Source organism: Micromonospora sp. NPDC005413, from assembly GCF_040606435.1.
Lineage (GTDB): Bacteria > Actinomycetota > Actinomycetes > Mycobacteriales > Micromonosporaceae > Micromonospora.
The window spans coordinates 229213-254848 of the sequence record NZ_JBEXEV010000003.1; the positions used below are offsets into that span (position 1 = coordinate 229213).

The window sequence follows — 25636 nt, forward strand, 5'->3', positions numbered from 1 at the left end:
GGGCCGTAAGCTGGGCCGGTGAACGGGGACCCGGAGTACGCGCAGGAGTTCGTCGACATCGCCGGCGGTCGGCTCGGGGTGCAGATCTATCCGGAACCGGCCGGTCCAGCCGGTGCGCCGGTGGTCGTGATCTGGCCGGCGATGGGGGTGCGTGCCCGCTACTACCGGCCGTTCGCCGCCGCGCTACGCGCCGCCGGGCTGGCCGTGGTCGTCGCCGACCTGCGCGGCACGGGGGCGAGCACCCCCGCGCCGAGTCGCGCCGACCGGCACGGCTACAGCGAGCTGGCCGACGACGTCGGCAGCGTCCTGGCCGCGCTCAAGCCACGACTGGACGGCCGCACCCGGCTGCTGCTCGGGCACTCACTCGGCGGTCAGGCCACGCTGCTGCACCTCGCCCTGCACGGCGCCGACGCCGTGGACGGGCTGGCGCTGGTCGCGGTCGGGATCCCCTACTGGCGAAGCTACCCGGGCCGGCGTGGCCTCGGCGTGCTGCCGTACACCCAGGGGATCGCCGCCACCGCGGCGCTGCTCGGGGTCTGGCCGGGCTGGGGCTTCGGCGGCCGGCAGGCGCGCGGCGTGATCCGCGACTGGGCGTACACCGCGCGGACCGGCCGTTTCCCCCAGCTGAATGGCACGGACACCGAGGCGGCGGTACGCGCGGTGCGGACACCGGTGCTGGCCGTCAGCGTGGATGACGACCAGTACACCCCGCACGAGACAATGGACCACCTCTGCGCGAAACTCACGGCAGCCCCGCTGGTCCGGGAACGGTACACAGTGGATCAGGCCGGCGCGGCGCTGGACCACTTCACCTGGGTCCGCGCGGGCGCCCCGCTGGCGCGGCGGATCGCCGATTTCGCTGGCGACCTGCCGCCCCGCTGAGGTCGTACCGGCCGGTCGGCGTACGACGGTCGGCTCACTCGTCCTGGTCCAGCGGCACCAGCTCGCCGTCGCGCTCCACCTGGATCTCCGCGTGATCCTTGCGCGGTGCGACCTCCGCGGTGTTCTTGTGTGGATCGTTGTCGGGGTGCATGAGCACCGCGTCCGTTTTGGGGGTCTTCTCCCGGCTCTCGTCCGGCTGCGACATCGCGTTCCCCTCTCGTCGGCGTCGCTCGGGATCTACCCGCCACCGCGCGAACGACTCCTGCCAGTGGCGAAGCGGCACGTCCAGCCGTGATCATGATCGACACCGTATCGCCGATGTAGAGGTATCACGGATCCGCGATACCCCCTTGTCGCGGAAATGGAGTGGATCGTGCCCGGGGGGCGCGGATCGGCCCGCCCGGCACGGGGTTAGCCGCCCGACCGGCGGGTAAGCCGCTGCGCCCGACACGGCGGAAGGGGATCACATGTCCGAACGGCATACCGCACTGCGCTCGATGCACGATCTGGGCCTGGCGGCCTGGTTTGGCGGCTCCCTGATGGGAGCGCTCGGCGTCAACGGCGCAGCGACGAAAATCAGCGACTCGACTCAGCGGCTACCGATCGCCTCGGCCGGATGGTCCAAGTGGACCCCGGTGAACGCGGCGGCGATCGGCGCCCACCTGGCTGGCGCGGTCGGCGAGTTGGTGACGGAGAGCCCGCGTGTGGCCGCGCAGTCAGGGGTGGCCCGAGCCAGCACGATCAAGACAGCGTTGACCATCGGCGCGCTCGCGGTTACCGGCTACAGCCGTCTGCTCGGCATGCGGTTGCAGAAGGCGGGCGGCCCACCGGTGAACGGCACCACTGAGCCGAACCACCAGACCCCGGCGAGCGTGGCCTCCTCGCAGCGGCAGATGAAGCTGCTCCAGTGGGCCATCCCGGCGCTGACCGGGGCCCTGGTCGTGGTCACCGCGTACATGGGTGAGCAGCAGAAGCCCGGCCAGGTGTTCCGGGGGCTTCTCGGTCGGGCCGGCGGGATGAAGAGTGCCCCGATGAGCATGATCAAGATGGCGGGAATGAGCAACGGCAAGCGGCCGATGGCGATGTCCGGACGTTGAGCGTCGGGCCGGTCGGCGTCCCACCGCCACCTCGACGGCGGGGCGCTGGCCGGCCTGTGCGATCACCGGCGTGACGACGAACGTCGCGCGGCGACAGCGGGCAGGCACGGCCCGAGGACTGCACAACGACCGCCGGTAGCGGCGGACCGACGAGCGGGGTGGCCATGACGGCACATAAGGGACGCGGCGGCGACAACGACCGGCTGGAACCGGAGGCGACCAAGCCGTGGGGCACCGGCGACGGCTTCGACGCCGACGCGCCCTGGGGCACGGACGAGGACTCGCCGATGGACGAGGGCAGCGAGGAGACCGCGGTGCCCGAGGGGCGGCGCGGGGAGCGGCGCGCGGGTGCCCCGACGGGCCGGTCAGACCCGGCGGGCCGGCACGGCTTCGGCTCGGTGGAGCCGACCCGTACGTCGATGGCCGGGCCGGGCGCCCCACCGGACCCGGCACCCAGCGGCCGGACCTTCCCCGACGACGCGGACATCGGCGAGTCGACCCAGGACGCCCTGCGCAGCCGGGGCCGGCGCTCCTGACACCCCTCCCGGCTGGCGGGCGTGTGCGTAGCCGTCAGCCGGTCGATGCAGCCGGGGCCGGTACAGCCCGATCGGCGATCATCGTCTCGGTGAGCAGTTGCGCCAGCCGGGTGGCGTCGCGTTGGGCCTGACCGGCGCAGCAGTTGTTGAACAGCACGTGCAGGTCGTCCGCCGGACCGGCGAAATCGGCCAGCAGCCCGGCCCAGTGCCGAAGCTCGTCCTCGGCGTACGCGTACCGGAACTTCTCCTGCTTGTCGCCGTCGCGCCAGGCGTCGCTGTGGCCGTGGAAGCGGACGATCGCCGGCTCCGCCGTCATGGTCAGGATCGGTGGCACCGACGACGGATGCCCCTGTGGCATGTCGACGCAGACCAGTGACAGGTCGTGCGCGCGCAGCAGGTCCAGAGTGTCCGCCGCGGCCGGGCCGTCGAACCAGGACCGGTGCCGCAGCTCCACGCCGACCCGCCACGGCCGGCAGCGCTGCGCCAGCTCGACGATCCGACGTTCGGCCGCGGCGCCGCGTGCCAGCCACGGCGGGAACTGCAACAACACCGAGCCCAGCTTGCCGGCCCCCGCGATCGGGTCGAGGGCCGCGCGGAACCGGGCCCACAGCTCGTCGTACGCCGGCTCCGGCAGATCGCGGCGGCGGATCCGGCTCGGGCCGGCGGCCGGGCGCAGGTCCCGGGGCAGCGCGGCGACCGGCGTCGGATGACCGGTGAAGAGGCTGAACGCCTTGACGTCGAAGGTGAAGTCGTCCGGTGTGGCGTCGACCCAGCCCTGCGTGGTCTCCGGTGCGGGGATGGCGTAGTAGGACGTGTCCACCTCGACCAGAGGGAACCGGCCGGCGTAGAAACCCAGCCGACGGGCTGGTGTGTTGGCCGAGCGCGGGTACCACCCGGAGCGCAGCAACGACTGGTCCGCCCAGGACGACGTTCCCACCTTGATGACACCCATGTCATTCAGTGGACCGCCGTTGGCGGAGATCGGCAACCGCTGGTGACCCAACGCCGCCCTCGTGTCGAGCCCGGGAAGTGTCGGTGCCTCGTCCTACGGTGACACCGAGTGAATATCGAGGAAGGGCGGCACACCATGACCAGCACGGAGCAGCTCACCGGTGAGCGCGCCGACCTGCTGCAGGCGCTCCGCCGGCACCGGGGTTTCCTCCTGCAGACCGTCGACGGGCTCACCGACGAGCAGGCGGCCACCCGCACCACTGTCAGCGAGCTCTGCCTCGGCGGCCTCGTCAAACACGTGACCATCACCGCGCACCGCTGGATGCTCTTCGCCGTGGGCGGCGCGGAGGCGATGCAGCGCGAGGATGTCGACTGGGTCGGTCAGTTCCGGATGGTGCCGGGTGAGACCCTCGCCGGGCTGGTCGAGCGGTTCCAGGAGGTGGCCGACCAGACTGACGAGCTGATCGCCACCCTCGACCTGGACGCGTCGCACCCGCTGCCGCAGAAGCCCTGGTTCGAGCCGGGGGCGAGTTGGACGGTCCGTCGGGTGCTGCTGCACCTGATCGCCGAGACGTCCCAGCACGCCGGGCACGCCGACATCCTGCGGGAGTCGATCGACGGCGCCAAGACCATGGGCTGAGCCGGGCCGCGTCCGCCGACGTTCCGGCACCGCCCACCTCGCCTGTCACCTCCGGTCCCTGCCGGGGCTGATGTGACAACCGCGCAGGTGGGCGGGCGGGCAGGGGTGGAGATTCAGCGGAGGCGGCCGCCGGGTTGGTGGTAGGTGGTTCGGTCTCTCGCATAGGCGTCGGAGCGGCCCCAGCGACCTGGGATGTCCAGCAGCTCCAGCCGACCGAAGCCCTGGGGCAGGGCCGGGTTCACCAACAGGTTGTCGCCGGTGGGTCGCAGCCCCAGCGTGGTGCCCAGCAACATCAGCAGCGCCCCCGACGACCACGACTGTGGGCGACCGGCCGACGGCAACTGGACGGGATACTTCGTCAGGCTGCGGTCATAGCCGGCGACCAGCTCCGGCACTGCCCTACCGAGCGTCTGCGCCAGGTCGAAAATACCGCCCGCGATCCGGGCCGCCTGCGCGTCCAGGCGGTAGTGGCGCAGCCCGGCGGCGATCAGGGCGTTGTCCGACGGCCACACCGCGCCGAGATGTGCGCCCATCGGGTTGTACGTGCGCTGCCCGGCGGCGAAGGTGCGCACGCCCCAACCGCTGAACAATCGCGGTCCGACCAGGTGCTCGGCGACCGCTTCCGCGCGATCGTCCGCGACGATACCGCTCCACAACAGATGCCCGATGTTGGATGACAGCGCGTCGACCGGCTCGCCGTACGGGTCGAGCGCCAGCGCGTAGTACTCCCGGTGTGGCAGCCAGAAATCCCGGTTGAAGCGGTCCTTCAGCTCGGCCGCTTCCCGCTCCAACCGGTCGGCGTACGCGGAGTCGCCCCAGAACTCCCGGGCCAGCCGGGCACCGCGCCGTTTCGCGTCGTACGCGTAGCCCTGCAACTCGCAGGTGGCGCGTGGAAACGCGGGTTGCCGGCCGTGTGCGTCGGCGATCGCATCCGGGGTGTCCTTCCAGCACTGGTTGATCGTGCCGTTCCGCTCGTTTCGGCGCTGGTAGCGCACGTAGCCGTCACCGGTCAGGTCGCCGTACTCGTCGATCCAGTCCAACGCCATCCGAGCCGGGTGGCGCAGCTCGCGGACCAGGTCCGCGTCACCGGACCAGCGCTCGTACTCGTCGAGCAGGACGACGAAGAGGGGGGTGATGTCGGCTGCGCCGTAGTACAGCGCGTTCGGCCGGTCGCCGAACGCGGCCGACTCGCCGTAGCGGAGCTGGGTGAGGATCTTGCCCGGCTCCTCGTCGTGCTCGTCGTCGAGCTGACCGCCCTGCAACATCGCCAGCATCCGCAGAGTCGCGGGGGTCAGCTCGGGGGTGAACGCCATCGTCTGCAGGCAGGTGATGATGCTGTCCCGCCCGCACAACGCCATCGCCCACGGCAGGCCACCGACCGGCACCCGCTCGCTGTGCGACAGCGGCATGTAGCGCAGTGCCGCCAGGTCGGCCAGGCTGCCCCGGTACGTCTCCTCCAGCCCGTTCCGCTCGGCCACCAGGTGCGGTGCCCGGTCCAGCCAGTCCGCCAGGTCCTCGCGCATTCCCGTGCGGACGGCCTGCTGGTGCGACTGCAGGCCGGCGCGCATGTCCTGGCCGTCTTCGCCCCGGATGGTCATCCTGACGTGCAGGTCGGCCTCCCATTGCCCCTCGGGGGCGATCCGGATCCGGAACGTCATGCCCCCCTCGTCCACGTCGACGGGAGCGTTGCTCTGCACCGTGGTCTCGCGCGCGAACCGCTCCCGCTCGTAGCGCAGCACGAGTTGGTGGCCCGCGGAGTCGGCGACGACCTGGACGGCTCGCCCGCTGCGCTGCCCGATCTGCGCGATGTCCGTGAAGTCGCTGCCCATCTCCATCCGTACGGTGAGCTCGGCGGGTTGCGACGAGTGGTTGAGCACGGTGATCTTCTCGTGGAAGCAGTCGTGGATCGAGCGGTGCCGGATGACCGACACGTCGGCGTCGACGTAGTGACTCGCCACGCCCGGGACCAGAAAGAAGCGGGTCTCGAAGTACGTCATGTCGTCGCGGGAGAGCGCGTTGAGCCGTTCGCCGTCGACGCTGAGCACCCAGTGGGACAGGAAACGGGTGTCGAACGCGAACAGACCGACGGGTGCCCGCGGATCGACCTCGATGTCACCCTGGGCGTCGCTGATCGCGAACGCGTTGCCGGCGATGACGTGCACCAGTTCCTGCCTCACGACCGCTCATCCCGACCGTCCACCGCGAACCGCCCATCCATCGCGGCCCGCCCATCCATCGCGGCCCGAGCCAGCTCGCGCGGATGACGGGCGCCGGGCGGCCCGGGAAAGATCCGCCGCAGCAGCATCAACAGGCGCAGGTCGCCCTGCACGGTCAGCTCGTTGCGCAGCAGCGCTGTGGCCACGTGCATCTCGCCGCTCGCCATCCGGTCGTAGACCGTCCGGTCCGCGCGGACCATCAGCTCGGCGTCATCGTCGGAGCGGGTGACCCGGACGTGCTGGTCGGCGATGGTCAGGTACCAGTGATCGGTGCAGCCGGCGCCGCGTACGTCCAGCCGCAGCGTGCCGGCCGTGGTCTCCGGCAGGTCGGGCCGCCGGCCGGGATCCAACTGTTGCAGGTACTGCGCCACCGTCGTGCCCATCAGGTCCCCTCCCCACGGCTCCTCGGAGGATCACCCACGCCGGGGTGAGCCCGGTTCACCCGGAACGGGTGAGCGAACCCAGCAGGGCGGGTTCACCTGGGCCGTTTGCTCAGCGGGGAGGTGGGGAGCCTGCGGTCAGGCCGAGAAGAATGGGAGAACCGGATGCGCGCGCTGCGATTGCGGGAGTGGAAGTCGGAACCGGAGTTGGTCGAGGTTCCGGATCCGACGCCCGGGCCGGGACAGGTGGTGGTTCGGATCGGCGGTGCCGGCGCCTGCCACTCCGACCTGCACCTGATGGACGAGTTCGAGCCGGGCACCATGCCCTGGAACCCGCCGTTCACCCTGGGCCACGAGAACGCCGGCTGGGTGCACGCCCTCGGCGACGGCGTGACAGGGCTGACGATCGGCCAGCCCGTCGCCGTCTTCGGACCGTGGGGCTGCGGCACCTGCGCCCGCTGCCGCGTCGGCGTCGACCCGTACTGCGAGAACCCGGCTGGCGCCCCGGTGCCGAGTGGGGGCGGTGGGCTCGGTCTGGACGGCGGCATGGCCGAGTACGAGCTGGTCCCCGACGCGCGGCACATCGTGCCGTTGCCGGACGGGTTGGATCCGGTGGACGCGGCGCCGCTGACCGACGCCGGCCTGACCCCGTACCACGCGATCCGGCGGTCCTGGCCGAAGCTTCCGCCGGGCAGCACGGCCGTGGTGATCGGGGTCGGCGGGCTGGGACATGTGGGCATCCAGATCCTCAAGGCCACCACGGCCGCCCGCATCATCGCCGTGGACACCCGCGCCGAGGCGCTGCGGCTGGCGCAGGAGTGCGGCGCCGACCAGACCGTCACCTCGGGCGCCACCGCCGCCGAGGAGATCCGGGAGGCCACCGGGGGCCGGGGTGCCGACGTGGTGCTCGACTTCGTGGGCGTGGACGCCACCCTGGCGCTCGGCGTGGCGGTGGCCCGCACCGTGGGCGACCTGACGATCGTGGGCATCGGCGGAGGCACCGTGGGGGTCTCGTTCTTCTCCGTGCCGTACGAGGTGAGCATCGCGACCACCTACTGGGGCAGCCGTCCCGAGCTGGTCGAGGTGCTGGAGCTGGGTGCCCGGGGTCTGGTCAAGCCGAAGACCACCACCTTCGCGCTCGACAACGCCCTCGACGCGTACCGGCAGATGCGCGACGGCACGTTGGAGGGCCGGGCCGTGATCGTGCCGTGAGCCCGGCGGACGCCGCCGGTCAGTCGACCTCGATCAGACCGCGCACGTAGGCGGCCTGGCCCACGTGCTGCTGGTCGTCCTCGGCGATGCTGACGAGGCGGACGCCGAGGGTCACCGGCGGGTCCCACGCCTCGTCGACCACGCGGTCCAGGTCCGCCGGTCGCAGGCCGGTCAGGAACGATCCGGTACGCGACGCGACGGCCTCGTAGTAGTCGATCAGCGCCTGCGCGCTCTCTGGCCGGACCGCCGCGACCTGCGCCGGCGAGTGGCCGTAGCCGGTGTCGTCCGGGTCGGCGGTGAGCCCGAACCGACCCGCCCAGTCGCCGCTCACCCAGACCTGGTCGGCGTCGAGCAGGTCGGCGACGTGATGGTCCTGGACTCGGGTCAGGTGCCAGACCAGCCAGCCGACCGGGTTGGCGCCCGGGCCGGGCGCCCGGTGCAGTTGCTCCGGGGTGAGTCCGTCGACCGCCGCCCGGACGAGATCGGGCAGTCGGCCGTATGTCTCGGTCAACAGGTCACTCACGTCCACGGGCACGCCTCCCTGGTTGGTTTCCGATCAGGTACCGCCGACACGGGCGATCAAACCTCGGCCACTACGGTGATCACGTGGTCGCGGCGTTGGAGCTGTATCTGGACCCGGACGCTACCCGGCGGATCCGGGTGCTCTGGGACGCGCTGGAGGCCGAGGGCGTGCAGAGCATGCGGTCGCTGTGGGAGCAGCGCCACCGGCCACACGTCTCGCTCGCGGTGGCGCCCCGTTTCAACCCCGAGCAGGTCGCCGAGGCGCTGCGCGGGACCGTCGTGGCCGCCCCGCTGCGACTCGACTTCCAGCACGCCGGGCAGTTCGTCGGGCGGGTGCTCTGGCTCGGCCCGGCACCCACCCCGGAACTGCTGACCCACCACCAGATGGTGTACGACCGGCTCGCCGCCGCCGGCATCCCCCTGGCCGAGCACTACCAGCCGGGCCGCTGGGTGCCGCACTGCACGCTCTCCATGCGGGTGCCGAACGCGCTGATGGCCGCCGCGGTGCGGCGCTGCCTCGAGGTGTTGCCGCTGGCCGCGACCGTGGTCGGCGCGGCGCTCACCGACCACGCGCGCGCCATCGCCCACCCGCTGCCCTGACCCGACCACATCGACCGGACCCTAGAGGAAAATGTCCGGTTTGGCATGCGACAGTCGGGAAACCGAAAACAAGCGGTGGTGATGCGGCCTGGCGTGGGATGGTTCGACCTGGATGCCGTACCGGTGGTGACCTGCCCGAGCGCGGGTGACCCAGGCGGTGGCGCGGGCGCACCTCGTGCCGCCGAGGGCGGCTTCGACGAGAAGGGGCAGTGCCTATGCAGGCTCAGCGCAGGCCACCGCGCGCGGAGCGGAGCCAGACCCGGGACGACCGGACCGGCGGCGGCCTGACCGGGGCGGCCACGCCACTGACGATCTGGGCGGCCGCCGTCCTGCTCGGCCGGATCGGTGCCGGCGACGACGACCTCGACGACGAACGGCACATCCTGCGCGGCATCGAGTGATCCTCGGCCGCGCGGGTCACAGCCAGCCGCGCCGCTTGAAGATCACGTAGAGGGTGCCGCAGACCAGCAGCATCAACAGCAGCGCGAACAGGTAGCCGAAGCGCCAGTTCAACTCCGGCATGTGGACGAAGTTCATCCCGTAGACCGTGCCGATGAGCGTGGGAGCGAACAGGATCGCCGCCCAGGACGAGACCTTCTTCAGCTCCTCGTTCTGCGCGTAGCTGGCCGCGGTGAGGCTGCGCATCTCCTCGTTCTGCTGCTGCGAGACCAGGGTGGCGTTGACGGTGAGGATGTTCTGCAACAGGTGCCGGAAGCCGTCCACCCGCTCCACCACCTGGGTCAGGTGGTCGGTCACGTCACGCAGGTAGCGGCGCAGTTCCTCGTCCGTGCTGGCGCTGCCGGCGCCGTCGGCCAGCGCGCCGAGCACGATGAGCAGCGGGCGGGCGGCCCGCTGGAACTGGATGACCTCGCGGCTGAGGCCGTAGATGCGCCGGCTGGCGTTCGGGTCACCGCCGAACACCTGGGTCTCAATCTCGTCGATGTCGTTCTCCAGCCCGGCCACCACCGGCGCGTACCCGTCGACAACCTCGTCGAGGATCGCGTACAGGACCGCCTCCGGACCCCGGGCGAGCATCTGCGCCTCGGTCTCCATCCGCCGTCGCACCGCGGCCAGGTCGGGGGCCTCACCGTGCCGGACGGTGACCACGAAGCCCGGCCCGATGAACAGGTGCAGCTCGGAGAACTCGACCTCCTCCCGCAGGTCGTCGTAGCGGGCGGCGCGCAGCACCACGAACAGCGTGTGCCCGTACCGTTCCAGCTTGGGCCTCTGGTGGGCGTTGATCGCGTCCTCGACCGCCAGGTCGTGCAGCCGGAACTCCCGGGCCAGCGAGGTGACCTGGTCGATGTCGGGCCGGTACAACCCGATCCAGGCCATCGCGCCGTCCTGGTCCTGCAGGCAGCGGTACGTCTCGGCGAGGCCGGACGGTGAGGCGAAACGGTGCCCTCGGATGTAGACCGCGCTGTCCACCAGGCCGCCGGCGGGCGCAGCGGGCGACTCCGTCGGTGGCGGCACGCCAACCCTTGTCTCGGACTCGTCGAGTTGGCGGCCGAAACCACCACCCGGGCGAAACCGACGGCCGCCGACCATGACCCACCCCCCCTTCCCGGGGCCGCCCGTCCGGCGGCCTCCCGGCCCACACGGGGGCAGGTCGGGGTGGGCGCCGGGAGGCGCTGCTTCCCCCCTGCCTCCGGCCCGAAACCCCGACGCGCCACTCGCCCGGACGCCCACAGCGGGCGGGTTCCGCGCACCGGCGGACGGGTGCCGGCCCGCCGACGGATACTCGCGGTGACCATGGGCGGACGACGGGGGTAGCGCCGATGGAGGTCGACAGGCGCGCCGGCCGGCGGACCGACCGGCTGCGGAGCTGGCTGCTCGACGACCGGTCGGAGCAACCCGTGCCGCAGGGCCTGCACGTCCGCCCGCGGGAGCAGCGGCACCACCCGTGGTGGAAGGTGATGTGCCTGACCGGCGTCGACTACTTCTCGACGCTCGGCTACCAGCCGGGCATCGCGGCGCTGGCCGCCGGGGCGCTGTCGCCGGTGGCCACCCTGGTGCTGGTGTTGGTGACGCTGCTGGGCGCGCTGCCGGTCTACCGCCGCGTGGCGGTGGAGAGCCCGCACGGTGAGGGCTCGATCGCGATGCTGGTACGCCTGCTGAGCTACTGGCCGGGCAAGCTGCTCGTGCTGGTGCTGCTCGGCTTCGCGGCCACCGACTTCATCATCACCATCACGCTGTCCGCGGCCGACGCGACCGCTCACCTCGACGAGAACCCGTTCTGGCCCAGCGGCCTCAAGGGCCACGAGGTCCTGCTCACGCTGCTGCTCGTGGCGCTGCTCGGCGCGGTGTTCCTCAAGGGATTCGGCGAGGCCATCGGGATCGCCGTCGTCCTGGTCGCGGTCTATCTGACGCTGAACGCGGTGGTGATCGCCGACGCGCTGTGGCGGGTGGTGACCCATCCGAGCGCGGTCGGGGACTGGACCACCACGCTGACCACCGGGCACGGCGATCCCCTGATGGTGGTCGCGCTGTCCCTGCTGCTGTTTCCGAAGTTGGCGCTGGGCCTGTCCGGTTTCGAGACCGGGGTGGCGGTGATGCCACACATCCGGGGGGACCGTCAGGACTCGGAGGATCGGCCGCTGGGCCGGATCCGGGGCGCGCGTCGGCTGCTCACCACCGCCGCCGCCACCATGAGCGTCTTCCTGATCACCAGCAGCGTGACCACCACCGTGCTGATCCCGCCCGAGGCGTTCCAGCCGGGCGGCCCGGCGAACGGTCGGGCCCTGTCCTTCCTGGCGCACCAGCACCTCGGCCAGGTGTTCGGCACCGTGTACGACCTGTCGACCATCGGGATCCTCTGGTTCGCCGGGGCGTCGGCGATGGCCGGTCTGCTCAATCTCGTACCGCGTTACCTGCCCCGCTACGGCATGGCGCCGACCTGGGCGCGGGCCATCCGGCCGCTGGTGCTGGTGTTCACCACGGTGGCGTTCCTGATCACGGTCGTCTTCCGGGCCAGCGTCGACGCGCAGGGCGGCGCGTACGCCACCGGGGTTCTGGTGTTGATCACCTCGGCGGCGACAGCGGTGACCCTCGCGGCACGGCGGCGCGGGCAGCGGGGGCGCACGGTCGCGTTCGGGACCATCGCTGTGGTGTTCGTCTACACCACAGCGGCGAACGTGGTGCAACGTCCCGACGGTGTGAAGATCGCCGCCTGCTTCATCGGTGGGATGATCGTGGTGTCGGTGCTGTCGCGGGTGATGCGGGCCTTCGAGCTGCGGGTCGACCGGGTCGACTTCGACCCGGTCGCGACGGCGTTCATCGCCGAGCGGAGCGAGCGTCGGATCCGCCTCATCGCGCACGAGCCGGAGCGGCGCGACCTCACCGAGTACCGCGACAAGCTCGCCCAGACGGTGGCGGACAACGACTTCCCCGACGACAGCGACGTCATCTTCGTCGAGGTGCAGGTCACCGACCCGTCGGACTTCGAGACCGGCCTGCTGGTGCGCGGCAGCGTGGCGCACGACCGCTTCCCGGTGCTCAGGCTTGCCAGCTCCTCGGTGCCGAACGCGCTGGCCGCCATGCTGCTGGAGATCCGCAACCGCAGCCGGCGGCGCCCACACATCTACTTCGAGTGGACCGAGGGCGGCCCGACCCGCAACGTCCTGCGCTACCTGGCGTTCGGGCAGGGCGAGATCGCCTCGGTCACCCGGGAGATCCTGCGCCGCCAGGAGCCCGACCAGACGCGCCGCCCGCACGTGCACGCCGGTTGACCTGCGGGCCGCGCGTCGGGCGCGGACGGTGAGCGTGGTCATATCGACTGGACGATCGACGGACCTCTGCTGCTAGTCTCGGCGCAGGTCATGAGTGCCAGCGCAAAGCCCCGGCTCGCTGGCCGGCAACCCTCCTCCGCGGTGGGGTGCCCCGGGTGAAGACCAGGCACCGGCACGACGTCGGTGCAAGCGTGGCCTGGCACCCAGGTCAGCACAGACCCGGGAGAGCCATGCGCATCCTCAGCACCGCCCCACCGACCGACGTCGCGGAACTCCCCGCCGGTTGGCCTTCGCCCGCACTGACCCGGCGACGGCACGTGGACATGATGCGAATGTGCAGCGCCGCCTGTCGTCGCGGCACCGCGCACTAGCGCACCCCTCTTCCCGAAACCTCCCCAGCGGTACGCCCATCGGGCGCACCGTCGGCGGCGCACGCCCGTGCGCGCCGAGACGCAACCCTTTCGGAGACACCCGTGCGATTCCTTCCTGCCCTGACCCGCGCCGCTGCCCTGGGCGCGGCCACGATCCTGGCCGCCACCGCGCTCACCGCCTGCGGCGGGGACAGCTCGTCCGACACCACCGCCAACCCGTACGGCCTGGCCCAGCCGGGCGTGCTGCGCGCCGGCACGCTGACCGACGCACCGCCGAACGTGTACCTCAAGGACGGCACGTTCACCGGCTTCGACAACGACCTGCTGACCGCGGTGGCCGGGAAGCTCGGCCTGAAGGTCGAGTTCGTCGGCACCGACTTCTCCGCGCTGCTCTCCCAGGTCAACAACCGCAAGTTCGACGTTGGCAGCTCCTCGATCACCATCACGGAGGCGCGGAAGAAGACCGTCGACTTCGGCAACGGCTACGACTTCGGCTACTTCGGCCTGGACGTCCCGGCCGGCTCGCCGATCACCGGCTTCGACCAGCTCGCCGGCAAGCGGGTCGTGGTGGTCCAGGGCACCGTCCAGGACGACTACGCCACGGGCAAGCAGCTCGACCCGGTGCGGGTGCCGGACTACAACGGCGCGATCAACCAGCTCAAGGCCGGCACGGCCGACGCGTGGATCGCTCCGGCGGAGATCGGCGAGAAGTCGGCCGCCGACAGCAAGGGCAAGATCACCGTGGCGGCCAAGCAGCTCAGCCCGGCACCGACCGCGTACGCCGTCGCCAAGGGCAGCGACAAGCTGCGGGAGGCGCTGAACAAGGGTCTCGACGAGGTCATCGCGGACGGCACCTGGAGCCGGTTGCAGGCGCAGTACTACCCGGGCCGGCCGGTCCCGGAGGACTTCAAGCCGGGCAGCGGCACGGTGGCCGTGCCGTCGGCGTCCGCGTCGACTGTGCCGTCGGCGTCCGCGTCGACCGCGTCCTGAGACGTACCCGGTGACGAGCGAGCAGGGCGGTAGGAGAGGCGACCGATGGATCCGTTGAGCACCATGTGGGAGACCTTCTTCGACTGGGACGCGATGCGCGAGGCGCTGCCCGAGATGCTGACCGTCGGGTTGCCCAACACGCTGATCCTGGCGGTCTCCGCCGCCCTGCTCGGCTCGGTGCTGGGCCTGCTGCTCGCCGTCGCCGGCATCTCCCGCAGCCGGTGGCTGCGCTGGCCGGCGCGGGTCTACACCGACGTGTTCCGGGGGCTACCGGCCGCGGCGACGATCCTGCTGATCGGCGTCGGGCTGGCCCCACTGGGCATGCGGGTCTGGGGACCGGACCCCTACCCGCTGGGGATCCTGGCGCTGTCGCTCATCGCGGCGGCGTACATCGGGGAGATCTTCCGCTCCGGCATCCAGTCGGTGGAGGCCGCCCAGTTGGAGGGAGCTCGCGCTCTCGGCTTCTCCTGGGCCGACGCGATGCGGCTGGTGATCATTCCGCAGGGCATCCGGCGGGTGCTGCCGGCCTGGGTGAACCAGCTCATCGCGCTGATCAAGGACTCCAGCCTGGTCTACTTCCTCGGCCTGGTGGCCAGCCAGCGGGAGCTGTTCCGGATCGGGCAGGACTACGCGGCCACCACCGGCAACGAGTCCGCGCTGCTGCTGGCCGGGCTCTTCTACCTGGCGCTGACCGTGCCGCTGACGCACGTCGTCAACTGGATCGACCGGCGGCTGCGCCACGGTCGGCCCACCGCCGCACCGGCCGACGAGGACGACGACGACACCGCGCCGGCGCTGCCCGCCGCGACGGAAGGGAACCGATGACGACCACCGGCACGACCACCTCGGTCAGCCTCGACGTCCGCGACGTGCACCTCGCCTTCGGGCCGAACCGGGTGCTGCGCGGCGTCGACCTCACCGTGCCGCGCGGTGCGACGGCCTGCGTGATCGGCCCGTCCGGGTCGGGCAAGTCCACCCTCCTGCGCACCATCAACCGGCTGATCGAGCCGGACCGCGGCGACGTGCTGCTGGACGGGCGCAGCGTGCTGGGCGACGACCCGGACGCGCTGCGGCAGCGGGTGGGAATGGTCTTCCAGCAGTTCAACCTCTTCCCCCACATGAGCGTGCTGCGCAACGTCACCCTCGCGCTGCGCCGACTCCGCAAGCTCGGCGAGGACGAGGCGGAGTCCGTCGCCCGTGCCCAACTGGAGCTGGTGGGGCTGGCCGGAAAGGCCGACTCCCGGCCCGCGCAGCTCTCCGGCGGTCAGCAGCAGCGGGTGGCGATCGCCCGGGCGCTGGCGCTGCGGCCCGAGGTGATGCTCTTCGACGAGGCGACCTCGGCGCTCGACCCGGAGCTGGTCAAGGGCGTCCTCGGGGTGATGGCCGACCTGTCCGCGGCAGGCATGACCATGGTGGTGGTCACCCACGAGATGGGCTTCGCCCGGCAGGTCGCCGACACCGTTGCCTTCATGGACCGTGGCGTGGTGCTGGAGGCTGGGCCGCCCGAGGCGATCTTCGAACGGGCCGAGCACCCTCGGCTTCGCCGGTTCCTCGCCCAGGTGCTCTGAGCCGCGCCGGCAGGAAGGCCGCTGGCGATCATTCGTTGGGCCCGCGTCCCAGCAGCCGGATCTCCTCGTTGTCCAGAGCTTCCTGGAGCTCTTGCAGCACGAGGTCGTCGATCTCCCGGTTGTCCCGCAGGCGGGTGACCTCGCGCCGTTTGTGGGCGAGGACCCTGAGGCGCAGTTGGCGTTCCAGGCGGCGTTCCTCGCCGGTACACCCGCTGCTCTCGTTGACGTCCTCCAGGTGCCTCTGGTATTCGGCTCGCAGCCGACGCACCGACTCCTCCTGGGCACCGATCTCGGCGGCGACCTGGGGCAGAACGGCCAGGCCCGCCTCGGTGGCCCGCCGCCGGGCCTGCCGGGTCTCGTCGCTGCGTTCCGGGTCGCCGACCAGCCCTGCCCAGCGCACGACCAGCGGCAGGGTGGTGCCCTGGATGAGCATGATCAGAACGATCACCAGCGCGGTGACGAAGATGATCAGATCGCGTTCGACCACCGGTCGACCGGCGACCGTCACCGTCGGGACGGCCAGGGCGGCGGCGAGCGACACGGCCCCCCGGAAGCCAGACCAGCCGGCGACCGTTCCCACCCGCCAGATCGAGGGACCTCCGCCGTCGTCCACCATCCGGCGGCGCCGCAGCCTCGCCGATTCCGCGGTCAGGTAGATGAAGAGCAGCCGAGTGGCGATGACGACCAGGGTGACCACCAGCACGATCACCAGAGCCCGCTGCGGCGAGGTGCTGGTGACGCCCCGCACCGCCCGGGGTATCTGCGTACCGAGCAGAACGAACAGCCCGCCGTTGATCAGAAACGTGGACAGGTCCCAGAACGCGTACGCCAGAACCCGGGACCGGGCGCGGATCACCCGTGGGCCGGCGTAGGCCAGCACCAGGCCGGCGACCACCACCGCCAGCACACCGCTGGCGTGCACCGAGTCGGCGAGCAGGAAGGCGCCGAACGGCGTCAGCACACTCAGCGCGCCCTCGCGCAGCGGATCGTCGAGCCGCTTGCGGATCAGCACCACGGCGCCCCCCACCAGCAGGCCGGCGAGCACGCCGCCGACGCTGGCTCCGACAAACTCCTCGCCGATGCCCAGCACGCCCGGCTCCGCACTCCCGGTGAGCAGGCCAACGGCCACCGCGAAGACCACCAGGGCCGTACCGTCGTTGATCAAGCTCTCGGCGTGCAGGGTGGTGAGGAGCTTCCGGGGCAGCCGTTTGGCGAGGCCGGTGACCGCGGCAGCGTCAGTCGGCGCGAGGACCGCGCCGAGCACCCAGGCGGCGGCGGGGTTCACACCGAACGCCTGCGCGGTGAACGACACCGTGACCATGGTGAGCACCACCAACACCACGGCGAGCAGGCCGATCACCGGCAGGTTGGCCCGGATCTCGCGCAGGCTGATGGTGAGGCTCTCCCGATACAGGATCGCCGGCAGGAAGATCAGCAGCACCAGGTCCGGTTCCAGGGTCAGGTCGGACAGCGGCGGCGTCAGCCCGAGCAGCACCCCGAACGCGATGAGCAGGACCGGCGGGGCGACCCGGTACCGACCGCCGAGGGTGGTGCCGACCAGGACGGTGACGCCCAGCACCACGATCAGGACGAGCCCCTCCACGGCGTACCCCCTCGATCGTCCGCCGACGGTGACATGCACACCGGTGGTCCCATCTGACCGCACCCGCCGGTCGGTTCCGACAGAAACCGGCAAGTCGCCGTGGGCAGCGGTCAGGGCGAGGAAGCTGCGGCGCGGGCCCGGGCGGTGACCGCGCGGGCCGCACGGCGGTGCCCGGCCGCTTCCTCGTCGCGGCCCAGCGCGTCGGCCAGGTCGGCGAGGTGCCCGGCCACCGGGCCAACGGTGAGCACCCCGCTGCCGGCGGCCAGTTCATCGGCGGCCGGCAGCAGCCCGGCGTAGACCCGTTCCATCGTGACCCGGTCGCCGAGGGCGCGCGCCGCCCGGCCGACGAGGCAGAGCCGCGCCTCCCGCAGCAGATCGTGCGGCCCGTCCGGAAGAGTCCGCAGGGCGGCTGCGGCAGCGTCCCGGTCGTTGTCGGCGAGGAGCAGCAGCGGCCGGACCCACGGCTCGTGCGGACCCCAGTCCAGGGCCGCCCAGTCCGCCCCGCCGGGCCCGGGGATCGGCCGGTCCGCACCGCCGGGCTGGTCGCCGCCGACGGCCTCGGCCAGGCGCAGACCGAGCAGGGCGAGCGGGAGCAGCCCGCGGGTCAGGCCCGGCATGCTGTCGGCGGTCAGCCGGTCGGCAGCCGTCCGGTACGCGTCCGCCGCCCCGGCCGACTCGCCGTCCAGCGCCAGGCGCAGTGCGGCGTACCACCGGGTGAAGACGCCGACCAGCGGCAGCTCGTACCGTTCGGCGAGGCGGTCGGCGGCGCGGGCGTGCGCATCGGCGCCGGGCCGGTCGGCCAGCGCGCAGTGTGCCTGCACCAGGACGAGGTGGCCGAGCACCTCGAAGGTCACCAACTGGTGCCGGGCGGCCAGGTCGACCAGTTCGGCGCCGATCCGGGCCCGTGCAGCGGCCAGACCGACGTGGTGGAAGGCGTGCATGAAGCGGGCGTTGAGCGCGAAGGCCAGCAGCCCCGGGTCGCCGATGGTCCGGGCGATCGTCTCGGCCTCGTCCGCCGCACGGCGGCCACGGTCGGTGGTGGTGCCGCGCAGCTCCAGCGCGAGGGTGCTCAGCAGCCGGCTGCGCTGCGCGGAGCCGGTCGAGCCGAGAGCGGTCAGGGCATGCTCGGCGGCTCGAACGATCCGCTCGGAGAGCAGGTCGTCGTCGTTGCGCGTCCAGATGGCCGGCACGTCGAAGCCGGCCAGCACCTCCTCGATCAGCCGGGGGTCGCCGGCGGACTCGGCGGCGCCGATCGCCTCGGCTCGCCGCCGCCGCGCCTCAGCCAGCCGGCCCGTCACGGCCAGCGCACGCCCCAGGCCGAGCAACGCGGTCAACCGCTCGCGCTGCTCGACCCCCTCGGCGCGGTCGTACGCGTCGATCGCCTGCCCCCACAGGCGGGCCGCCTCGTGCGGGTTACCACCCCGTTCGGCCTGATCTGCGGCTGTGCGGGCGTACGCCGCAGCGCGACCGGCAGCGACCGGTCCACCTGCGCGGAGCAGGTGGTGCGCGAGGGCAGCGGGTTCGATGGGATCCCGTTGTCGCAGCACCTCGGCGACGGCCGCGTGCCAGGCGGCGCGGCGCGGCGCGGACAGGTCGGCGTAGAGCGTGTCGCGGACCAGGATGTGGGTGAAGCGCAGCCGCCCGTCGGTCTCCCGCTCGGTGAGGAAGCCGGCCTGCAGGGCGCGGTCCACGGCGTCCAGCACCACCGACGGGTCACCGGCCAGCGTGCTGAGCACCTCCGGGTCGAGGTCCCGGCCGAGCACGGCTGCCTGCCGCAGCACGGTACGGGTCGGCGCGGACAACTGCGCCAACCGGTGCCGGATCACGTCACGCACCCCGGGCGGCACCGCGGCCAGTGCCGCCTCTCCCTCGCCCGCGTACAACTGGGCCAGCTCGCGGACGAAGAACGGGTTGCCGCCGCTGCGGTGGTGGATCAACTGGGCGGTGTCCCGGTCCAGCGGCGCCCCGACGACGGCGCGGGCCAACTCGCCCGTCGCGGACGCGGACAGGCCGGCGAGATACTCCCGGACCGGCTCCAGCCCGGCGGCGCGGGCCAGGGCGGCGGTCAGCTCCGAGCTGATCTCGGTGGCCCGGTAGGTGCCGAGGATCAGCACCGGCCCGGTGGCCGGCTGCGGGCCGGTGAGCAGGGCGGTCAGCAGGTCCAGGGTGTCACCGTCGGCGCGGTGCAGGTCGTCGAGGACCAGGAGCACCGGCCCCCGGTCGGCGACCGCCGAGACCAGCGACGCCACGGCACGGTGCCGGCGGAACCGTGTGACGGCGGGGTCACCCGAGCCGTCAGCCGGCCCGACGGCCTCGACGACGTCGGCCGGCCCGGTGAGCGCGTCGGTGACCTGACTCCACGGCCAGGCAGCCGGCGCGCCCTCGTACTCCGGGCTGCGTCCCCACGCCGTGGTCCAGCCCTCGGCGGCGAGCCACTGGGTCAACGTCTCGGCCAGCGCGGTCTTCCCGGCGCCCGGGTCACCGCTGAGCAGCGCGAGGGTGGGCTGGCGGCGTTGAGAGGCGGCCTCGGCGGCCCACCGCAGCCGGTCCAGTTCCGCATCGCGGCCGACGAACGGACGCTCCCGCGCCGGATCGGGCCGGGCCGTAGAACGCCGCTCCGGGCCCGACTCGAGGGGTCGCACCAATCCCGCAGGGCTGGGCGCGGCGGTGCCTTCGAGCGGCGGGGTGAGGTGCGGCGCCTGGGCCAGGATGTCGGCCTCCAACCGCCGCAGCTCGGGCCCCGGGTCCACGCCCAACTCGGTTACCAGGACGTCCCGGGCCTCGCGCAACGCGGCCAGCGCGTCGCCCTGCCGGCCGGCGCGGTACCGGGCCACCGCGAGCAGCCGCCAGGCGTCCTCGCGCAGCGGATAGCTGGCCAGGTGGGCCGGCAGGTCGGCCGCGGCCTCGTCCGGCCGGCCCAACGCCAGCAGCGCCTCCGCCCGCCGCTCGACCGCGAGCATCCGCAGCTCGTCCAGTCGGTTGATCTCCGCGACCGCCCAGGCCTCGTTCGCGCAGTCGGCGTACGCGGGCCCACGCCAGAGCCCGAGTGCCGCGTCCAGCGCGTCCAGGGCCGGCGCTGGGCGTCCCGCCGCCAACAGCCGGCTCGTTTCGCCGACGGCCGCCTCGAACTGACCGGCGTCCACCGCGGCCGGGGCGACCCGCAGCACGTACCCGGGTGGCTCGGTGACCAGGATCCGGGGCGGCTGCCGGGGCGGTCGATCAGGTTCCAGGGCCCGGCGCAGGTCGGCGACGAAGGTCCGGATCGCGCCCACCGCGCCGCCCGGCGCGACCTCCCACAGGTCGTCGACGAGACGATCCACCGGCACCACCCGACCGTGGGCGATCAACAACCGGGCCAGCACCAGGCGCTGCCGGTGCCCCCTGAGCGCGACCGGGCCACGCTCGGTCGCCGCGGTCACCGGCCCGAGCACGCCGAACGCCACCGCGACAGGTGCCGTCGGCTGCCTGGTCATGGCACCAATCTAGGCGCTCGGCCGGCCCGCACTCATTCGACGCTGACCGTCCGCTGATCACCGCCGGGCAGGCTCGACGACGTACGACGGCGAAGGGCCACCGCCCCAGCCGGCACTGCTCACCAGGAAGGTTCCCCGTGGACCCCAGGATCAACGGATTCGACTACCGGCGCGTCACCGTCGCCGACGGTGTCACGCTCAACGCCGCCGTGGGCGGTTCCGGGCCGGCGATCGTGCTGCTGCACGGCTTTCCGCAGACCCATCTCATGTGGCGGCACGTCGCGGCCGACCTGGCCGCCGACCACACCGTCATCTGCCCCGACCTTCGCGGCTACGGCGACAGCGACAAGCCCCTCGACACCGACGGCAACGGGTACGCCAAGCGCACCATGGCCGCCGACATCGTGGCGCTGGCCGGCGCGCTCGGCCACGAACGGTTCGCCCTCGCCGGACACGACCGGGGCGCCCTGGTGGCGTTCCGCGCCGGTCTCGACCATCCGGCGGCGATCACCCAGCTCGCCCTGCTCGACGTGCTGCCGACCCTGGACATGTGGGACGTGCTGCACGGCACCACCGCCGCGGTCGCCTTTCACCTGTACCTGATGGCGCAGCCGCCCGGCCTGCCCGAAGTGCTGATCGGCGGCAGCCCGGACGCCTTCTTCGGCCATTTCCTGGACGTGTGGACCCGCGATCCGGAGGCGCTGCCGGCGGACGTGCGGGCCGCGTACCTGCGCACGTCCCGGAACGCGGTCACCTCGATCATCGCCGACTATCGGGCGTCGGCCGGGATCGACGTCGCCCACGACACCGCAGACCGGGCGGCCGGTCGCCAGCTGACGATGCCGGTGACCGTGCTCCAGCAGGACTGGGGCGCGGCGCTCGGCTACGACGCGGCCGGGCTGTGGCGGTCGTGGGCGCCGGACCTGACGCACCAGACGGTCACCTGCGGGCACTTCATGGCCGAGGAGTCACCGGCCGAGGTGGTCCGGGCGGTGCGCGCCCTGCTCGCCCGTTGATCGATCGGCGACCCGGTCGCACCAGTGTCACCGTGGGTAAGATACAAGACACTTAGTGTCACGGGGCGGTCACGGTGCTGCCGGGTCGCCGCTCTCCGTCCCACCCACCGCACGCCGATCGTCCAGCAATGGCTCTGACCTGCGGAAACGCGACGTTACACCAGGTGGACGCCAACCGGTCATCGGTGCTACACAGGCAGATATCGGCCAGCCAACGACGGCGAGTCGCTTCACCTCCTCGACCAACGACCCACCATCCCGCAACGCACCATCGGGCTTCGCCACACGGACCGCCGCACCACGGTCGCAACCCACCGAACGGCACCGGCCCACCGGCCGCTGCTGGATGACGGTCCTCGACCAAGGAGTCACCGTGGGGCACCTGCGTTTCCGATCCCAGCGCCAGCCGTACGAGGTGGCAGTCCTGGCTGCGGCACCCGTCTGCGGCATTCTGATGGCGACCCTCGATGTCCGGCCGACCACCGTCCAGACGGCCATGCCCGTGCCCATCCAGATCGCCTGGGAGGTGGGTCTGATCGCGGTGGGCGTGGGCGGGCTGCTGGGCATCCTGTGGCCCGGCCGTCTCTCCACCGGGCTCGGCGTCGAACTCGCGTCGGTCCTGGTGCTCGGCACGATCACCGGCATGTACGCGGTGGCCCTCATGGCCATGTCGGGCCGACAATCCTTCGCCACGGCGTCATTCGTCGTCGCGGTGACGGTCGGATCGCTCTGGCGGGCCGGGGAGATCGCCGTCGACCTGCACCGCCTGGCCCGGGCCTGCGAATGCGTGAGCTACGAACAGCTACAGGGAAGTGTCACGTGAATACCTCCCCGACGCCCGCCGCACCGCCCTGGGTGCAGGTGGCGCTCAGCGTGCTCGGCATCCTCGGCGGAGGCACCGGCCTGGCCGCGATCGCCACCGTGGTGTCGCAGCGGGGCAAGTTCAAGGCCGACGCCGCAGACACCCTCACCGAGGCCGCCCTCACCCTGGTGCAGCCATTGCAGACCCGGATCACCCAGCTGGAGGGCGAGGCGCTGAACGCACGATCCGAGCTGGGCTTGCTCCGCGAGCAGGTCAACCAGTTGCAGTTCGTGGTCGGGGTGCTCACCCGGACGCTGGACCGGTGGCGTGCCGCTATCCGCGCGCCCGACGCCACCCTGCGTAAGGTCCGAGCGACGGTGGCGGAGAGCGACCGGTCGCCCGAGGCGCGTTGACCGGTGCCGTCCCCACCCGTCGGCCGGAGAGCCGGGGCGCTCAGTCAGAACCACGCAGGCGTCCAACGAGCTCACTCACCGCCGCCCGGAACTCGGGGTCGGACTCGCCCGGATGGTGCCCCCGCAGCGGCGGCGGACGGCGCTCCCCCGGCACAGGCAGCAGGTCCCGTGGGTCCCGCAACCGCCGGTCGACCCGGCCAGCCGGATCGGCAGGATCCGGGGGCGGATCACCGGGCCGGTGCGCGGCGAAGATCCAACCACCGACAGGGTCGGTTTCCCGCCACAGGTTGAGCCACCGCCACTCGACCCGCTCCCCCACCTCGCGCAGCACGTTCTCGTTGAGTTGGGCCGGAAAGAGCCGGGCGTACAGGCGGTCCAGCGGCGACCCGTAGGTGAGCAGCGCGACGCGCTGGCGTACCCGCGGGGGCAGCCGCAGCACCGCGAGGGCCAGCAGCACCGAGCCGTGGCTGTGCCCACAGAGCAGCACCCCGCGGTGTCGCTCGGTCAGATGGGTGATCCGGTCGGCCAGTTCCGGCACCGCGCGGTCGGCATAGCTCGGGGGTGCGAACGGGTGTGCGGCCCGGGGCCAGAAGGTGCCCAGGTCCCACAGAATGCCGACGTGCCGGCGGAACCACGCCGTGCGGTAGGCGAACACTCCACCCAGGAGCAGGGCCAGGACCACCGCGGAGATGAGGTAACTGCCCGCCGCGAGCCCCATCCCGACGGCCCTGGCCGGAAGCCCGAGAAGCCGCCACGGCAGCTCATCCGGTGCCAGCTCGAACAGCCTCAGCAGGCTTGTGGCCAGGCCGAGCGCCGCGAGCGCCGCGTACGTGACGGCGAGCAGTCCCAGCCACTCGGCGAACCGCGCCCGGGCGACGGCTTTCGTCACCCGCCGCAGCCGCCCAGCGTTCTCGGGCGTCACCGCCGGGAAGTCGCGGGCGGTGATAGCCGCCGCCACGCGCCACCGACGTCGCCGCGACAGGAGGGTCAACGCGCCGCAGAGCACCACCCCCGCGGTCACGTGCAGAAAGAACGCCAGGATCGACCACTGGTACGCCAGCGGCGGCCCACCGTCACCGCGGTAGCCCCCAAGCAGGTGCCCGCTCTGATAGACGAGGTTGGCGGAGAACGCGCCGCCCAGGCCGACCGCGAAGGCCGCGACCACCGCCGCGCCCAATCCCCGCGGCAGCGCCTCACGGCGTTCTCCTCGGCCGTGGTGCCACAGCACCTGCCCACTCAGCGCCACCAGCAGCGACATCTGGCCGAGCAGGGCGCGCCGGAGATCGCGAACCAGACCGCCACCCGCACGGTGCGCAGTTGCAGCGGGTGCCCCCGCAGGGCGGGGACCAGCAGCGCCGCCCTGCCCAGGTGGATGGCCACGTAGGCGAGGGCGAACACCATGGCGTGTTCGGCGAACGCGGTGGGCACGGCCGCGGCCATCAGCAGGCCACCGAACATCACCCAGAGCATCAGCAGCACCTGGAAACCGCCGTTGAGGCTGGGGTCGTCGAGCAGCGCCTGGGACAGCCGGGTCAGCGCGAAGATGAAGGCCAGGTCGACGAAGAGCTCCAGGAACGACGCTCGGCGGGGGTTCTCCCGTCGTTGCAGCAGCCGCCCGGAGAGCCAGCTCACCATCGCCACCCTTCCCGGCGTTCAGCTGCCGCAGCCGACGGAGGCGGTCGAGGCGAAACCGAACGGGTTCATGATTCGCTCAGTCATGGCTGTCCCATCTCTCGATCACGCCTACGCCAGACACTGTCACCCAGGGAACGGGCGACAGCCGGGTTCCTGGTTTTCCTGGCAATGGCAGGACCGGGATGGGCGAGCCCCTGGTGACGCGGGGCCCTGACCGGTTCGGCTACCCGCTGGACGCCCGCTCGACGACAACCACCGAGATCCCGTCGAGGACGCGTTGCAGGCCGAACTCGAAGGCGTACTCCGGGCCGTACGCGGCACCGTGCTGCTGGCCGGCGGCGGTGCCGACCCGCGAGGCGGTCGGGTAGCTGTCGGCCGTCATGAACGTCGCCAGCCAGGGCGCGTGCGACTGCCACCACTGGCCGTCGGTCATGCCGGTCTCGCGCTCCAGGTCGACCACCTCGGAGGCGGCCCGCGCCGCGCTCTTCACGTGGCCGAGGACGAGCGTGAGCACCGCGTCCATCTCGACGTCGGTGAGCCCGATGCCGTCGACCGCGCCGAGCTCGTGGTCGTACTTGGCCACCAGGTGCGGGCCGAGCACCGGTCGGGTCGTCTCGGCCCGCAGCATCCAGGGATGCCGCTGGTAGAGCGCCAGGTTGTCGCGGGCGATCCGCTCCAGCCGGGCCCGCCAGTCTCCCTCGACGGCGGGGCGCGGCATCTCGCCGTACGCGGTGTCGACCATGACGTTGACGAGTTCGGCCTTGCCCGGCACGTAGGTGTAGACCGACATGGTGCCGACACCCAGCGCCTCACCGACCCGACGCATGGTCAACGCGTCGAGGCCCTCGGCGTCGGCGATCTCGATCGCGGCCCGGACGATCCGGTCGACACTGAGCCCGGGCCCGGCGCTGCGGCTGGTCGGCTCCCGGGTGCGCCAGAGGATGGCCAGGCTGCGGGCCGGGTCCGCGGTCGCCTTGCGCTCACTCGCCATGGTGCGGCCA

At 72.2% G+C, this 25636-nt stretch carries 25 protein-coding genes and 1 riboswitch; of the genes, 14 read left to right on the forward strand and 11 right to left on the reverse strand.

The genetic code is table 11. The features are described 5' to 3' along the window. The first annotated feature begins 18 nt into the window (after positions 1-18). Positions 19-882, forward strand: coding sequence for an alpha/beta fold hydrolase (locus tag ABZS37_RS06845; protein WP_355166282.1), 864 nt, complete (start codon positions 19-21; stop codon positions 880-882). 34 nt (positions 883-916) lie between these two features. Here ABZS37_RS06845 and ABZS37_RS06850 read toward each other — a convergent pair whose 3' ends face one another. Further along, entirely contained in the window at positions 917-1087 is a 171-nt protein-coding gene (locus ABZS37_RS06850) for a hypothetical protein (protein ID WP_184183828.1), read from the reverse strand. Positions 1088-1349: 262 nt separating this feature from the next. On the opposite strand from ABZS37_RS06850, the gene ABZS37_RS06855 reads away from it, so the two are divergent. Beyond that, positions 1350-1979: a hypothetical protein gene (locus ABZS37_RS06855; protein WP_355166284.1), complete on the forward strand. Its 630-nt coding sequence runs from the start codon at positions 1350-1352 to the stop codon at positions 1977-1979. A 164-nt stretch (positions 1980-2143) separates the two neighbouring features. Beyond that, positions 2144-2515 (forward strand): hypothetical protein, encoded by a 372-nt coding sequence (locus ABZS37_RS06860; protein ID WP_355166286.1) that lies wholly within the window; start codon positions 2144-2146, stop codon positions 2513-2515. Between the two features lie 34 nt (positions 2516-2549). Here the strand turns inward: ABZS37_RS06860 and ABZS37_RS06865 are convergent, their stop codons facing one another. After that, positions 2550-3467: a DUF72 domain-containing protein gene (locus ABZS37_RS06865; RefSeq protein WP_355166288.1), complete on the reverse strand. Its 918-nt coding sequence runs from the start codon at positions 3465-3467 to the stop codon at positions 2550-2552. A gap of 108 nt (positions 3468-3575) precedes the next feature. Here ABZS37_RS06865 and ABZS37_RS06870 point away from each other — a divergent pair, with 108 nt between their 5' ends. After that, positions 3576-4106 carry a DinB family protein gene (locus tag ABZS37_RS06870; RefSeq protein WP_355166290.1) on the forward strand — a complete coding sequence of 177 codons (531 nt, stop codon included), beginning with the start codon at positions 3576-3578 and terminating at the stop codon, positions 4104-4106. A 113-nt stretch (positions 4107-4219) separates the two neighbouring features. On the opposite strand, the gene ABZS37_RS06875 is transcribed toward ABZS37_RS06870, so the two are convergent. Both ABZS37_RS06875 and ABZS37_RS06880 read right to left on the reverse strand, forming a co-directional pair. Beyond that, positions 4220-6283, reverse strand: coding sequence for a glycogen debranching N-terminal domain-containing protein (locus ABZS37_RS06875; RefSeq protein WP_355166292.1), 2064 nt, complete (start codon positions 6281-6283; stop codon positions 4220-4222). After that, on the reverse strand, positions 6280-6705 hold the full coding sequence (locus ABZS37_RS06880; protein ID WP_355166294.1) for an SCP2 sterol-binding domain-containing protein: 426 nt from the start codon (positions 6703-6705) through the stop codon (positions 6280-6282). The genes ABZS37_RS06875 and ABZS37_RS06880 overlap by 4 nt, the downstream gene beginning before the upstream one ends. A gap of 162 nt (positions 6706-6867) precedes the next feature. On the opposite strand from ABZS37_RS06880, the gene ABZS37_RS06885 reads away from it, so the two are divergent. Beyond that, positions 6868-7914, forward strand: a complete 1047-nt coding sequence (locus tag ABZS37_RS06885) for an NAD(P)-dependent alcohol dehydrogenase (RefSeq protein ID WP_355166296.1) — start codon at positions 6868-6870, stop codon at positions 7912-7914. Positions 7915-7933: 19 nt separating this feature from the next. On the opposite strand, the gene ABZS37_RS06890 is transcribed toward ABZS37_RS06885, so the two are convergent. After that, complete coding sequence (locus ABZS37_RS06890; RefSeq protein WP_355166298.1) at positions 7934-8443, reverse strand: DinB family protein; 510 nt, start codon at positions 8441-8443, stop codon at positions 7934-7936. Positions 8444-8520: 77 nt separating this feature from the next. Here ABZS37_RS06890 and ABZS37_RS06895 point away from each other — a divergent pair, with 77 nt between their 5' ends. Together ABZS37_RS06895 and ABZS37_RS06900 are read left to right on the forward strand one after the other, a co-directional pair. Then, a complete protein-coding gene (locus tag ABZS37_RS06895) occupies positions 8521-9036 on the forward strand; it encodes a 2'-5' RNA ligase family protein (protein WP_355166300.1) in 516 nt (171 codons plus the stop codon). A 209-nt stretch (positions 9037-9245) separates the two neighbouring features. Then, entirely contained in the window at positions 9246-9437 is a 192-nt protein-coding gene (locus ABZS37_RS06900) for a hypothetical protein (RefSeq protein WP_355166302.1), read from the forward strand. Between the two features lie 16 nt (positions 9438-9453). On the opposite strand, the gene corA is transcribed toward ABZS37_RS06900, so the two are convergent. Then, the gene (corA, locus tag ABZS37_RS06905) at positions 9454-10509 is read right to left on the reverse strand and encodes a magnesium/cobalt transporter CorA (protein ID WP_355166304.1); all 1056 of its coding nucleotides are present in this window, start codon (positions 10507-10509) and stop codon (positions 9454-9456) included. A 305-nt stretch (positions 10510-10814) separates the two neighbouring features. Here corA and ABZS37_RS06910 point away from each other — a divergent pair, with 305 nt between their 5' ends. The 4 genes from ABZS37_RS06910 to ABZS37_RS06925 all read left to right on the forward strand — a co-directional run bounded on the left by ABZS37_RS06910 (position 10815) and on the right by ABZS37_RS06925 (position 15693). Then, positions 10815-12764, forward strand: coding sequence for an amino acid transporter (locus ABZS37_RS06910; RefSeq protein ID WP_355166306.1), 1950 nt, complete (start codon positions 10815-10817; stop codon positions 12762-12764). Between the two features lie 86 nt (positions 12765-12850). Beyond that, positions 12851-12962: riboswitch (SAM riboswitch) on the forward strand. Positions 12963-13237: 275 nt separating this feature from the next. Further along, positions 13238-14125, forward strand: a complete 888-nt coding sequence (locus tag ABZS37_RS06915; protein WP_355166308.1) for an ABC transporter substrate-binding protein — start codon at positions 13238-13240, stop codon at positions 14123-14125. A 45-nt stretch (positions 14126-14170) separates the two neighbouring features. Then, on the forward strand, positions 14171-14950 hold the full coding sequence (locus tag ABZS37_RS06920) for an amino acid ABC transporter permease (protein ID WP_355166310.1): 780 nt from the start codon (positions 14171-14173) through the stop codon (positions 14948-14950). Continuing rightward, on the forward strand, positions 14947-15693 hold the full coding sequence (locus ABZS37_RS06925; protein WP_355166312.1) for an amino acid ABC transporter ATP-binding protein: 747 nt from the start codon (positions 14947-14949) through the stop codon (positions 15691-15693). The genes ABZS37_RS06920 and ABZS37_RS06925 overlap by 4 nt, the downstream gene beginning before the upstream one ends. Positions 15694-15721: 28 nt before the next feature. Here ABZS37_RS06925 and ABZS37_RS06930 read toward each other — a convergent pair whose 3' ends face one another. Together ABZS37_RS06930 and ABZS37_RS06935 are read right to left on the reverse strand one after the other, a co-directional pair. Continuing rightward, positions 15722-17296 carry a Na+/H+ antiporter gene (locus ABZS37_RS06930; protein WP_355166314.1) on the reverse strand — a complete coding sequence of 525 codons (1575 nt, stop codon included), beginning with the start codon at positions 17294-17296 and terminating at the stop codon, positions 15722-15724. Between the two features lie 110 nt (positions 17297-17406). After that, entirely contained in the window at positions 17407-20769 is a 3363-nt protein-coding gene (locus tag ABZS37_RS06935) for a BTAD domain-containing putative transcriptional regulator (RefSeq protein ID WP_355166316.1), read from the reverse strand. A gap of 137 nt (positions 20770-20906) precedes the next feature. On the opposite strand from ABZS37_RS06935, the gene ABZS37_RS06940 reads away from it, so the two are divergent. From ABZS37_RS06940 to ABZS37_RS06950, 3 genes are all read left to right on the forward strand, one after another. Continuing rightward, a complete protein-coding gene (locus tag ABZS37_RS06940; RefSeq protein WP_355166318.1) occupies positions 20907-21785 on the forward strand; it encodes an alpha/beta hydrolase in 879 nt (292 codons plus the stop codon). Between the two features lie 373 nt (positions 21786-22158). Next, the gene (locus ABZS37_RS06945; RefSeq protein ID WP_355166320.1) at positions 22159-22608 is read left to right on the forward strand and encodes a hypothetical protein; all 450 of its coding nucleotides are present in this window, start codon (positions 22159-22161) and stop codon (positions 22606-22608) included. Beyond that, positions 22605-23000, forward strand: coding sequence for a hypothetical protein (locus ABZS37_RS06950; RefSeq protein WP_355166322.1), 396 nt, complete (start codon positions 22605-22607; stop codon positions 22998-23000). Before ABZS37_RS06945 ends, ABZS37_RS06950 begins: the two co-directional genes overlap by 4 nt. A gap of 40 nt (positions 23001-23040) precedes the next feature. On the opposite strand, the gene ABZS37_RS06955 is transcribed toward ABZS37_RS06950, so the two are convergent. From ABZS37_RS06955 to ABZS37_RS06965, 3 genes are all read right to left on the reverse strand, one after another. Further along, positions 23041-24258 (reverse strand): hypothetical protein, encoded by a 1218-nt coding sequence (locus ABZS37_RS06955; protein WP_355166324.1) that lies wholly within the window; start codon positions 24256-24258, stop codon positions 23041-23043. Next, positions 24237-24632, reverse strand: coding sequence for a low temperature requirement protein A (locus ABZS37_RS06960; RefSeq protein WP_355166326.1), 396 nt, complete (start codon positions 24630-24632; stop codon positions 24237-24239). Before ABZS37_RS06960 ends, ABZS37_RS06955 begins: the two co-directional genes overlap by 22 nt. Positions 24633-24858: 226 nt before the next feature. After that, positions 24859-25626: a TetR/AcrR family transcriptional regulator gene (locus ABZS37_RS06965; protein WP_355166328.1), complete on the reverse strand. Its 768-nt coding sequence runs from the start codon at positions 25624-25626 to the stop codon at positions 24859-24861. Positions 25627-25636 lie beyond the last annotated feature (10 nt).

Bases quoted from the DNA above. Each gene is read 5' to 3' on its own strand.
- ABZS37_RS06955 (WP_355166324.1), bottom strand. From the start codon at position 24,258: ATGTCGCTGCTGGTGGCGCTGAGTGGGCAGGTGCTGTGGCACCACGGC.
- ABZS37_RS06880 (WP_355166294.1), bottom strand. From the start codon at position 6,705: ATGGGCACGACGGTGGCGCAGTACCTGCAACAGTTGGATCCCGGCCGG.
- ABZS37_RS06885 (WP_355166296.1), top strand. From the start codon at position 6,868: ATGCGCGCGCTGCGATTGCGGGAGTGGAAGTCGGAACCGGAGTTGGTC.
- ABZS37_RS06925 (WP_355166312.1), top strand. From the start codon at position 14,947: ATGACGACCACCGGCACGACCACCTCGGTCAGCCTCGACGTCCGCGAC.
- ABZS37_RS06935 (WP_355166316.1), bottom strand. From the start codon at position 20,769: ATGACCAGGCAGCCGACGGCACCTGTCGCGGTGGCGTTCGGCGTGCTC.
- ABZS37_RS06855 (WP_355166284.1), top strand. From the start codon at position 1,350: ATGTCCGAACGGCATACCGCACTGCGCTCGATGCACGATCTGGGCCTG.
- ABZS37_RS06865 (WP_355166288.1), bottom strand. From the start codon at position 3,467: ATGGGTGTCATCAAGGTGGGAACGTCGTCCTGGGCGGACCAGTCGTTG.
- ABZS37_RS06850 (WP_184183828.1), bottom strand. From the start codon at position 1,087: ATGTCGCAGCCGGACGAGAGCCGGGAGAAGACCCCCAAAACGGACGCG.
- ABZS37_RS06910 (WP_355166306.1), top strand. From the start codon at position 10,815: ATGGAGGTCGACAGGCGCGCCGGCCGGCGGACCGACCGGCTGCGGAGC.
- ABZS37_RS06965 (WP_355166328.1), bottom strand. From the start codon at position 25,626: ATGGCGAGTGAGCGCAAGGCGACCGCGGACCCGGCCCGCAGCCTGGCC.
- ABZS37_RS06860 (WP_355166286.1), top strand. From the start codon at position 2,144: ATGACGGCACATAAGGGACGCGGCGGCGACAACGACCGGCTGGAACCG.
- ABZS37_RS06920 (WP_355166310.1), top strand. From the start codon at position 14,171: ATGGATCCGTTGAGCACCATGTGGGAGACCTTCTTCGACTGGGACGCG.